Origin of the sequence: Chryseobacterium sp. GP-SGM7 (assembly GCF_049166575.1) — a bacterium.
In the GTDB taxonomy this organism is placed as follows: Bacteria; Bacteroidota; Bacteroidia; order Flavobacteriales; family Weeksellaceae; genus Chryseobacterium.
Genome location: NZ_JBMHFF010000001.1, coordinates 613,297 through 625,063, shown reverse-complemented (window position 1 = coordinate 625,063; position 11,767 = coordinate 613,297). Strand labels below are relative to the sequence as shown.

The window sequence follows — 11,767 nt, the reverse complement described above, 5'->3', positions numbered from 1 at the left end:
CATAAAAGCTATTGACAGGTCAGAATAAAGCATATAAAAATATCTTTAAACTTTTTAGTATCACCACAACACAAAAAAGCTGTCTCAAAATATGAGACAGCTTTTGTATTGTAAGAAACGGGTAATTAAAATTTAATTACAGATTTCATTTTTTCAGTTTCTTCCATTACCAATTCGTCATCAACAAGGATTTTCCCTGAATGTTCATCAATAATGATTTTCTTTCTCTGAGCAATTTCCATTTGCTTTTGTGGTGGAATGGTGAAGAATGATCCTTTAGGAGCACCTCTTTCAAGACCTACAACCGCTAAACCTGTAGAAGAACTTGTTCTGATCCTGTTGTAAGAAGCTAATAATCTTGCATCAATTTTAGAAGCAAATTCTTTAGACTTTTCGATTAAATATTCTTCTTCTTTTTGAGTTTCGGAAATAAGACCTTCCAATTCTTCTTTTTTGAATTTAAGGTGATTCTTCAAATCGTCGATTTTTGTAGTCAACTCATTCAAAGTTTCTTCTTTATGAGCTATTTTAGCCCCAAATTCTTTGATTCTCTTTTCAGAAAGCTGAATTTCAAGTTCCTGATATTCCATCTCCTTTCCCAGCGCTTCAAATTCTTTATTGTTTCTTACGCTGTCTTGCTGAGATTTGTATTTTTCGATCAATGTTTTTGCGTGGTTGATTACCTCGTTTTTTGTATTGATCTGATCGTTTTGCTCTTTAATATCTGTATGAAATTTTTCAGCTCTTGTTTCAAGACCTTCGATCTCAATTTCCAGATCTTCAACTTCGATTGGCAATTCTCCTCTTGTGTTACGGATCTCGTCTAGTCTTGAATCTATGATCTGTAAATCATATAAAGCTCTTAATTTTTCTTCAACTGAAATTTCGGTTATATTCGCCATATCTAAAGGAAATAATTTACTGGGTTTGTTTTTTCACTAGATTTTAAGATTGCAAATGTACTAATTTTTTGCGACAAAATTTCAAATAATTGTTGCGCAACCCATTGTTCTGATTCATAATGACCTACATCACAAATCAGCATTTTAGATTCCGCCAGAAAATAATCGTGATATTTGAGATCTCCGGTGATATATGCATCACATTTTTTAGCCAAAGCAGATTTTATTCCGCTTGCTCCGGAACCACCTAAAACTCCTACTCTTTTGATTTTTTTATGGGTAAAATCTGAATGTTTAATCATTTCAATATTAAACTTATCTTTTATAAACCTTAAGAAGTCTCTTTCATCTATTTCTTGATCAAATTCACCGTACATTCCTAAACCTGAATACTGATTTTCGTTTTCTAAAGAATAAATCTGATGCGCCACTTCTTCGTAAGGATGTGCTTGTTTCATTGCAGCAATAATCTGATTTTGTTTAAATGATTCAAAAATTACAGAAATCATGCTTTCACCGGCATTTTCTCTCACATTTTGCTGTCCTGAAAAAGGATTTGAGCCTTCAGTTGGTTTAAAAGTTCCATTCCCTTCGATTGTAAAACTGCATTCATCATAAAAACCGATATTTCCTGCTCCAGCTGAGAAAAGTGCTTCTTTTAACTGCTCGGAATAATCGTTTGGAACATAAACCGTTAATTGTTTTACATTATTTTTTTTAGGCTGAAGTATTTTTAGATTTTTTAACCCTAATTGATTACAAATTCCAGCATTTACTCCAAAATAATCATTGTCAAAAGCTGTATGAATGGCATAAATCCCTACTTTATTTTCGATAGCTTTTAAAACCGCTCTTTCGACATAATTTTTTCCGGTCAGAGATTTTAAACCCGAAAAAATAATCGGATGAAAACAAACAACCAGATTACAGTTTCGGGTAACTGCTTCGTCGATAACGTTTTCCAAAGCATCATGACAAAACAAAACACCACTTACGTTACGATCCGGAAATCCACACAAAAGCCCGACATTATCAAAATCTTCAGCTTGAGGCATTGCGATCTGATTTTCTATGATAGAAATTACTTCTTTTATTGTCATTTTATTCTGTAAGTTTGTTACGAAATTAGTTATAATTTTACTAAAATAAACCACTTATGGAAAGAGAGCACAATCTTGTTGCAGGAGATAAACTCTGGAAAAGATTTTTGTACCGCATCATTTACCGCTCGGATACCAAACTCGGAAAACTGTTTGATGTTATTCTTTTATCGCTCATTTTGGTAAGTACTTTTATCATTATGATGGAAAGTGTTCCCATGCTTGATAAGAAATTTCACGTTTATTTTATTATTACTGAATGGGTGATTTCTATTTTTTTTACTGCAGAATACTGGTCTAGAATTGCCGTTTTAAAAAATAAAAAAAATTACATATTCAGCTTTTTCGGAATTATTGATTTTCTTGCATTGGTTCCTTTTTATTTAAGTTTCTTTTTTCCTGTCACCAAATATTTTCTGATTTTCAGAATGCTGAGGATGCTGAGAGTTTTCAGGGTTTTTAATCTTTTGGATTTTATGAATGACGGAACGGTGATTGTGAGAGCGTTGAAAAACAGCTCGAGAAAAATTTATATTTTCCTTTTGTTTTTAATTATTTTTTCGGTGATCGTGGGTTCTTTAATGTTTATGGTGGAAGGTGGAAGACCTGGTTTTGAAACCATTCCGCAATCTATTTATTGGGCGGTAGTTACAGTTACAACAGTCGGATACGGAGATGTATCACCTATAACTCCAATGGGGAAATTTTTTGCTGTCATTTTAATGTTGGCTGGTTATTCAATTATTGCTGTTCCTACAGGAATTGTAACTGCCGAAATGAGAAATAAAAGACAGAATCTTGAACTTGTCTGTGAACGTTGCGGAAACGAAGATATTGATGATGATGCGCGCTATTGCAAACAGTGTGGCAAGAAATTGGCTTAGTAGATTTATACAATTTAATCTATTAACCTAAATCGACAAAATCATGGAACCAGAAAAGAAAAATACTCCTAATAAGGCAATTGTAATTTTATTCTCTCTTATTGTACTCACCGTTATTGTGTATTTTATTTTGCAACTTGTGCTTCCTGAACTTTTCCAAAGTATGCCAACCGGGGAAGTGCAACCTGTAAAACCAAATTGATAAAAAATTTCAACCAAAAATTTAAGGCTTTCTGTAATTACAACGGAAAGCTTTTTTATTTTTATGAATGTCAGTTTTTTAATCATAATGCTAAAATTGACAGTCTTTTTGTTTACAAAGAAATCTAAATCATTTTATTTCAGTGTGTTGAAATTCTTTCAGAATAACAAAAATGGAGCTAAAAATTAAATTATTACAAATACGGACATCCATTTTTATTTTAAACTAAAAGAGACTGATCAGTTGACCAGTCTCTTTATTTAAAAATATGAAATAAATTATTTTTTAATTGCTTTGATAGTTTGCTTAGAACCGTCTTTCATATTAAGAACAACCAAATACATTCCTGAATTTAATTCTCTTAATTGAAGAGCAGATTCCGGCTTATCAAAAGTTTTAATCAATTTACCTGAAACATCCATCACATAGATAGATTTCACATTTGAAACATCTGAAATATTCAATACATCAGCAAATGGATTTGGGTAAGCTTTGATATTATTTTTCACTGTACCCGTAGCTTCAGAAGTCGATAAACTAGCGTCGTAAGCAGAAAGTCTGAAAGCTCCATCTACAACAGAGCTATTACTCCATCTCCACACACTAACTAATAAGGTAGAACCAGGTGTTTGACCAGTAACAGAAACTAATGAGAAAGCATCATCACCACTATCATCATCACAAGCAACATTTACTAACGAACCACAAGTTCCGGAAAATACATTAATTACAGAATCAGTATATGGAGAACCTGTTGCTGCCTTTGTCTCTATTGTTAGATTTCCTGAAGGAGGAACAACTACAGAATACCAAATATTATTATTTGCATTTGTCTGACAAGACTGTGGTGTACCATCACTTGTGGCACCAGCGTTTGTTGTAGTTATTGCATTTTGTGCAAAATTACTTCCCGGCGTTAATACGATTGCGCCAGAGCAATTATCATTTGCAGGCGGTGTTGCAAGTGTAGTGAATGAGCCAGTAACCCATACACTCTTAGAACTGGATGAACAAGCTGCTCTTACCCAATAGTAATAAGTGGTAGCCGGAGCTAAAGGAGAAAGTGGTACTGACAAAGCAGAAGTAGCTGTACCTGTTGTAGGAGTAGCGTTTGTTGTTGAATAAACATATTCATATCCGCTACCTGGTGCAGGTGTTGGTGCTACCCACGATAAAGAAGCAGAATTACTGGTTACTGATCCTACAGCCACACTTTGTGGAGCATCACAAGTTGGTATTGTTTCAACCACAAAATTATCTACATAAAAATTATAATCTTCCGCATCATTAACAGTACCATCGCTTCCAAATAATGCAAATTTCACATTTGAACCTGTCGTTGAAGTAAGGTTATAAATATAACTATTAGACGTATTAGATGGAGCATTTGCCGCATTCCAAGTTTGAAGAACAGTCCATGTAGTACCACCATCAGACGATACGGCAAACTGCACTACATCATCAGAACCCATTGCACTTGCTGTAGTTACATTATAACCTGTAACACCATAATCAAATTTAACCCTATAACCACCCGCAGATAAATTGAAGGCAGGAGAAATAAGCCAACCTGCTCTATTCACATCATACAAATTGATAGTAGCTGCACCTGTAAATCCTGAATATAAAAATCCTGTTTCGTACCAGTAATTTGTAGTTCCAGTTCCTACTCCCGTAGCAGGGCTTCCTCCATTTGCAAGCGCCCAACATACACCAGGAAAGATTGAAAAATTATTAGTATAAGCAGGAGTTATAGCGCTGCATACAGTTGAAAAATTCCTAACAGAACAAGATGTTGAACTAAGTCCTCCATTGTAAGAATTAACAGTATAATAATACATTGTAGAATGGTTCAAAGAGGTAGGCAATGTATAAGTAACCACATTTCCAACATCTACATTATTCATTATATTAGTTCCACCAGAAGATGTCCCCATTGAAATTCTATACCCTGTAGCACCAGGAGTAGCCGCCCAAGTAATTGTTGGTGTCAAAGATACCCCCGAAGCAGATGCAACAGGTGCCGAAACTACAGGGCAAGTAATGCTACCTGTTGTAAAAGTTCTTTCAGTACATCCTGTAGATGATACTGAACCATTATAAGACGTTAAAGTATAATAATATTGGGTATTAAATTGCAAAGCAGTTGGAACTGTGTAAGTTGTTACATTTCCTACATTTACATTGTTTAAAACATCAGTTCCTCCTGGTGTTGTACCCATTGATAATCTGTAACCTGTCGCAATACCGACACTATTCCAAGTTATTGTAGGAGTAACTGAAACAGCAGTTGCAGCAGCTGCAGGAGCTGTAACAGTTGGGCAACCAGGAATAGCACTTGGTGTAAGCCCCACTAAAGTAACCACAGATTGAGTTGAAGACCTACTGCCCGATTGAGTGAGTGCAGCAGGGTCAGGATTCACAGTATCACTCCTGTAGTACAAGGTATTATTTGCAGAATTGGTATATGCATAAAAATGTTCTCCACCATCATCTCCCGCTTTATTTTCATCCACTGCAATCACCAAATTATTTACGTTATCGTAAGGAAATGGAGTAGACAGAGTTATTTCCACAACACCTGAAGCGTTTGTGATAACTCCGCTATAAACTTGCGTAAGTGAAGTAACAGGAATCCAATCTGTTGAAGAAGAAAATGCTGTTTTATTTGTATGTCCTAAATAAACAACTACCTGATTTGAATTACTTAAAGATTGTGCAGATGCCAAATAAAATTTTAACCCTGTAATGTTACCTGCTGCATTTGCATTGATGTTCGCCTTGGTTAAAATCTGCTGAGTATAACTATAACCATAATACGTACTCCACGGAACGGTAGCTACCGATGTAGAGACACCCCCGCTTGTCGTTCCAGACCCAAGAGTAATCTGAGCTGAAATAAAAGTACCTATTAAGAAGAGGTACATTAATAAAACTTTTTTCATATTTAATTGATTAAAAATTAGAATAATAAATTTAATACTTTTTAACAATTATTTAATAATATTTTTAATAAATATTTATTTAAAATTTAATAAAAACACCCAATACAGTGAAAAATATTAATTCTTAAGATTATACATCAGAATCATTTACAAATGTTAAAGATTTATAATTAAAAGCATATTGATAATTATTTATTAAAGCATTTAATTTTTCAAGACTTTAATAAATAACTTACTATGTATCAAAAAAAATAGCGACCAATTGGCCGCTATCTTATAAATGAAATTTTAAAGAATTATTTTTTAATTACTTTAATCGTTTGCTTAGAACCATCATTCATATTAAGAATAACTAAATACATTCCTGAATTAAGATCTCCTAAACGAATTGCAGATTCCGGTTTTGCAAATGTTCTAACAACTTTACCAGACATATCTGAAATCAAAATAGATTTAACCTCTTTTACGTCTGAGATATTTAATACATCTGCAAATGGGTTTGGATAAACTTTTATACCTTTTGCATTAGAAACCATCTCACTTGTACCAAGTGCAGCTGCTAATTCTGCATAAGATAGAAAACCTGTATAATCAGCAGTTGCTAATGCAGTAGTAGATTGTGTAGTATTTGGTGTACCAGCCGCATAAGTACCGGTAGTGCCAAACAAACTATCATATACTCCATTTGCTGTTGGTGCTATTACAGGGAAATTAGCATTCGTAATTGCATTCTCTCCTAATCTTACATTAATTGTTGAGAAAGTACCAGAAACTAAAGGTGCTTCCCATCTTTTTGTAGATAAATTTTGAATTGTAGCAATAGATGCTGTTCCTGAGTTAGTGTCGAATGCTTCCGCTTTCATATTAACGACAGAAGTCGTAACCGGAGCTAACCAAACTGGTGCATAGGCAGTCTTACCAACAGGATAATGAATATAAGTTGAAGCCGTATTTGCATTAGCAATAGTTCTTGCAAACGGTCCAGCTATGTATGCAGTACTTGATCCACCAGATAAAGTACCTGCTGCTGCTGCAGTACCTAGTGTCAATAAGTTAGCAGAAGTTGTATTTACTTTACCTGATGTAAGTGTTAAAGTTCCACTTATTGATAAAGGCACATTTAAGGATACGCCACTTATACTTGTATTGTTTACTGTGAAGCTAGTTAAATTAGCGGTAGGCGAAGCTGCTAAATTTCTGAACACACCTGTACCAGATATAGTTTGTGCATTTGTAGAGGCAACGCTAGAAGTAGAAGACGTTAAATCTGCTCCCCATAATGCTAATTCTAAAGTACCTGTAGAAGTAAGTGTACCATTATTTACAATATTACCATTAATTTTTGAACCAGATAGTCTTAACTCACCAGAAGTAACTGTTAAATCTTTTTCAACGCCTACTGCATAAGGAGGTACAACAAATCTATTTGTACCCGTAGATAAATTAATAACTAAATTACCAGCAATAAAATATCCAGTACCTGGCCAAGTATTATACTGAAGACCACTTGTATTTCCACCTGCATCAGTAGAAACTCCGTCTCCCAATTGAATTGTATGATTTACTCCTGCACGGTAACCATTACCCCAATAAACGAAAGCGTGTCCATTTGAAGTACCTCCTGCTGCTGAAGTTGCGGCATGCGGATCTACAATAACGATTTTACCACCTGTTAAATTTAATGTAGCACCTGTTCCTGAAGTACCAAAACCAAATATATTAGTACCAGAAGCAACAGAATTAGCTACTACACCTGCATCATTACCATCAACAATAATATCTCCACCTGATTGATTAAATGTTGATCCATTTGCATTATTTACATTACCATTAACATTTAGTATACCACCTGAAACTGTTAATGTTCCATTATTTACTAAAAAATTATTTTTAAGAGTACAACCCACTGTCAAATCTCCTGAAGCATTTACTAATGTTCCTCCAGCATTGATCGTAACATTTTTAGAGCTATTACCTGCAGAATTTGCAGTCACCGTTGTACCAGTTGCAATTTGCACTATATCCGTACAAGTTGGTATCGTACCTTTATTCCAGGTAGAAGCAGCATTCCAGTTACCATTTGCTATAGATATAAAAGGAATATCCGAAGTGGCAATACCTAAATAATAGGTATCAGCCAAGCTAGATAGTGGAACAACCGTTCTTTGTGCATTCACATAATTTGTTCCTGTTTGGTGTGTACCCAAAGCCGGAGCAGATGCTAAAGTGATTCTGCTGTTTCCAGTAGCAGCAGTATAAATATTTTGTCCGTTTATTGCCATACTATATGTAGGCGTTCCTGTAATTCCTGATTGAGAAACCGTCCAGTTAGATTTTGCTTGTGTATCTACGGTGTAAGCTCCGTCTACAATACTTACAGTATTTACACCCGCAACATCAGTGTATTTTACTGCAATTTTTCCACCGGTTGTAGCTGCAGCTGTCTGATTTAAATATAGGTTACGCGCTGCAAAAGAAGAAGATCCACCCGTAGCAAAAGGATATACACCGACACCTGTTCCTGAAGGAGTTGCACTTGCTGCAATAGTTGCTCCACCAGTTGTTGTAGGCCACCATCTTGCAAAGGTACTACCTGTACTAAATCCGCCTGCTGCATAAGATAAAGTTCCGTTTGAAGTTGCTGAAGTTCCTAAAACAAGGGTATTAGCACCTGTGTTTACATATCCTGTTGTTAAGGTTAAGGTTCCTGATACGGTACCTGCATTTGCTCCGTTCAACAAAGAATTTGCGTCTGCAAACGTGACACCCGTTGCAGAACTATTATTAATCGTAATTGAATTAAAATTAGCAGTAGAACTTGCTGTAACAATATTATTTCTGTAAACACCAGTTCCTGAAATAGTTTGAGGTATCGTAGAAGCTGAAGAAGTTGAATTTTGGAAATTTTGGAAGCTCAAAGTAGAAGCAGTATGAGTAAATGTACCGTTATTCGTAAAGTTACCTGCAATACTTATTCCAGATGTTGGTATTCTAAGCTCTCCATTTGCATTAATTATTAATGTATTAATACCAATAGTTGAGGAATTTGACACATATCTATTTGTTCCTGATGCTCCGTCTATTATTACATTATTAAAATATATTTTACTTCCTGCATTGTTCCAAATAAATCCTCCAACAGCTGAAGCTGTTGCAGTAGTTCCTCCCGCATCGGTAGAAGATCCATCACCAAACTTTAAAGTCCAGCCTGCAGTGTTGTCAATAGCAGTTCCACCAGAATATGAGAATGCATACGAACTTGTACTATTAGCCGCATGAGGATCTACCACAGTCATATTTCCTCCAGTAAGTGTAACATTGCCGGTAGCAATATTCACAATATTTGTACCAGAAGCAACACTTGTGGCTGTAGCACCTGCATCATTTCCATCCACATTTATATTTCCACCCGTTTGAGCGAAGGTAGAACCTGAAGCACTATTAATGTTTCCATTTACAACTAAGCTTCCTCCTGATACTGATAAAGTACCATTGTTGTTTACATAATTATTTTTATTAACACAACCTACTGTAGCAGACCCTCCAGTTAAAGATAAAGCACCTCCGGTATTAATAATAATATTACTTGGTGTTGCTGTAGTTGAAGAACTTACAGTTACAGTATGACCTGATAAAATTGCTGCATTTGCACAATTTGGCACTACACCTCCTACCCATGTGCTTGTACTTGCCCAAGGACCTGATTGCGCAGACTCTATCGGAAATTCTGCCGCAATAGCTCCTAAAGTATAAGTAGCTGCAACATTGGTCGCGGGAATGCTTATCCTTTGCCCCATTGGCAAACTGCTACCAGCTTGCGCTGTACCAACCAAAGCACCATTATTTAAAACAACAACGTTAGGAGATGCTGCCGTATAAGTACCCTGTCCCTGAATAGCAAAATTATGTGTAGCAGAAGAAGCATATCCTGCCAAAGTAGTAACTACCCAATTGGCATTTGTCTGCCTGTCATAATTTAAAGACCCCTCACTGATTGGAGTAATAGCGGATGTTCCTGTTGCTCCGTTAAATTTAACAGCCATTTGACCCGCAGTAGTTAAAGCTGCTGTAGCTCTGTGGAAATGATCAGCAGCAAGTCCACTTACTGGATTTCCCATTACAAAAGGATAAGTACCTGCTCCTGCTGTTGGCACAGTTGATGCAGCTATTGTAGTTCCTGATCCTGTTGTTCCAAACCATCTGCTAAATGTAGAACCTGTCCCAAAACCACCTGCCGTATAGCTAAGTGATCCTAATGTAGTTCCACTTACACCTAATACAAAAGCGTTAGAACCCGTATTTACAACCCCGTTAGTGAATGTTAAAGTTCCAGATGCTGTACCCGTATTACTTCCACTTAATAATGAATTAGCATTAGAAAAATTCACTCCTCCAGCACTAGTGTTATTAACTGTTAGACTCGCGAAGTTAGCTGTAGGTGAAGTTGTTGCATTTCTAAAAACACCACTTCCTGAAATAGTTTGAGAATTCGTTGATGCAGAAACAGTTAAACTAGTAGATGTAGCTGATGTGGCATCCGCCAAATATACTGCTCCTGAACTTGTAAAGGTTCCGTTATTTATAATATTTCCTGCAAAATAACTAGCTCCAGTTGTAGTACTTGATCCCGAATTTCTAAATTCAGCACCGGCGTTAATAGTTAAATCTCCAGTTATTACAGTATTAAAAAATGTACTACTAACGTAAAAAAATCTATTCGATCCTCCAGTAACTGTATCTAAAATAACATTCCTAAACTTAAAAATACCTGTTCCGGCCCAACTGTAAAAATTAAAACCATTAGTACTTCCATTATCCGCAGAAACACCATCACCAAATTTAAATGTATGGGTTCCTGTGGCAGCAATTGCACCGGCTGTAGGTGCAGTTACTTGAAAAGTATAAGTAGTTGTATAATGCGGATCAACAATAACAAAGTTCCCGCCTGTAAGATTAATATCTGTATTAGCAGTTGGAGCAAAATTTACAATGTATGTACCAGAAGCCACACTACCTGTTGCAGAACCAGCATTGTTTCCATCTACTGAAATTGTTCCTCCGCTTTGGTTTAGTTTACCTCCTGCTCCTAGATTAAAGTTACCATTTACGACAACATTTCCTCCTGAAACTGTCAAAGTCCCACCAACAGCGCTCAAAGTTGAATCAAATGCTCCCGCTTTACTCACCGTAAGGGTATTTGCAGCTACAGTTAAACTTCCGGAATTAATAGTAAGTTGTCTTACAGAGGCGCTATTAGGGAGCGTCATTGCAGAAGCATTTTGTATAACAAAATTGTCTGCATTACTAATGCTTGTTGGAGATGCACCTGTACCATCGGTAGCGGTACCCCAACTACTCACAGCTGTAAAATCTGTGGCAGAGGCTTTTGAATAGTACGTGGTTTGTGCTGACATTGTAGCAAAACCGCCGACCAACGAGAGCCAAAGATAAGTTTTTTTCATACTCAGTTAAATTAAAATTAGAGGGCTAAATTAATAAATATTAATATTCAAATTCAAAAAAATTGTTAATTTTTTGAAAACATGCTAAAAATGACGCTGAATTAATAAAAATTCACTAAACAATCATTTAATTATTTTTTAAACCAATAAATATAAACACCACATTATCAAAACATTATAACAAATTAAATTTATCTATTTAACAATAAATTAAATAAAAAAAATCGCAACCCATAGATGAATTGCGATTTTATATTTTAATGTTTTTATTA

At 35.5% G+C, this 11,767-nt stretch carries 6 protein-coding genes; 2 read left to right on the top strand and 4 right to left on the bottom strand.

What is annotated here, in order from left to right; translation table 11 throughout:
• Positions 1-125 precede the first annotated feature (125 nt).
• Complete coding sequence (locus tag ACOOWA_RS02855; protein ID WP_421373089.1) at positions 126-902, bottom strand: zinc ribbon domain-containing protein; 777 nt, start codon at positions 900-902, stop codon at positions 126-128.
• A 2-nt stretch (positions 903-904) separates the two neighbouring features.
• Positions 905-2,002: a Nif3-like dinuclear metal center hexameric protein gene (locus ACOOWA_RS02850; protein ID WP_421373088.1), complete on the bottom strand. Its 1,098-nt coding sequence runs from the start codon at positions 2,000-2,002 to the stop codon at positions 905-907.
• Between the two features lie 56 nt (positions 2,003-2,058).
• Between ACOOWA_RS02850 and ACOOWA_RS02845 the strand changes: the two genes are divergently transcribed.
• Together ACOOWA_RS02845 and ACOOWA_RS02840 are read left to right on the top strand one after the other, a co-directional pair.
• Entirely contained in the window at positions 2,059-2,886 is an 828-nt protein-coding gene (locus tag ACOOWA_RS02845; protein ID WP_421373087.1) for an ion transporter, read from the top strand.
• A gap of 43 nt (positions 2,887-2,929) precedes the next feature.
• Entirely contained in the window at positions 2,930-3,088 is a 159-nt protein-coding gene (locus ACOOWA_RS02840; protein ID WP_421373086.1) for a hypothetical protein, read from the top strand.
• A gap of 278 nt (positions 3,089-3,366) precedes the next feature.
• Here ACOOWA_RS02840 and ACOOWA_RS02835 read toward each other — a convergent pair whose 3' ends face one another.
• Together ACOOWA_RS02835 and ACOOWA_RS02830 are read right to left on the bottom strand one after the other, a co-directional pair.
• The gene (locus ACOOWA_RS02835) at positions 3,367-6,033 is read right to left on the bottom strand and encodes a fibronectin type III domain-containing protein (RefSeq protein WP_421373085.1); all 2,667 of its coding nucleotides are present in this window, start codon (positions 6,031-6,033) and stop codon (positions 3,367-3,369) included.
• A 296-nt stretch (positions 6,034-6,329) separates the two neighbouring features.
• Entirely contained in the window at positions 6,330-11,495 is a 5,166-nt protein-coding gene (locus ACOOWA_RS02830; protein ID WP_421373084.1) for a T9SS type A sorting domain-containing protein, read from the bottom strand.
• Between the last annotated feature and the right edge of the window lie 272 nt (positions 11,496-11,767).

Excerpts from the sequence above, each read along its gene's own strand:
- ACOOWA_RS02830 (WP_421373084.1), bottom strand. The coding sequence starts at position 11,495 with ATGAAAAAAACTTATCTTTGGCTCTCGTTGGTCGGCGGTTTTGCTACA.
- ACOOWA_RS02850 (WP_421373088.1), bottom strand. The coding sequence starts at position 2,002 with ATGACAATAAAAGAAGTAATTTCTATCATAGAAAATCAGATCGCAATG.
- ACOOWA_RS02855 (WP_421373089.1), bottom strand. The coding sequence starts at position 902 with ATGGCGAATATAACCGAAATTTCAGTTGAAGAAAAATTAAGAGCTTTA.
- ACOOWA_RS02840 (WP_421373086.1), top strand. The coding sequence starts at position 2,930 with ATGGAACCAGAAAAGAAAAATACTCCTAATAAGGCAATTGTAATTTTA.
- ACOOWA_RS02835 (WP_421373085.1), bottom strand. The coding sequence starts at position 6,033 with ATGAAAAAAGTTTTATTAATGTACCTCTTCTTAATAGGTACTTTTATT.
- ACOOWA_RS02845 (WP_421373087.1), top strand. The coding sequence starts at position 2,059 with ATGGAAAGAGAGCACAATCTTGTTGCAGGAGATAAACTCTGGAAAAGA.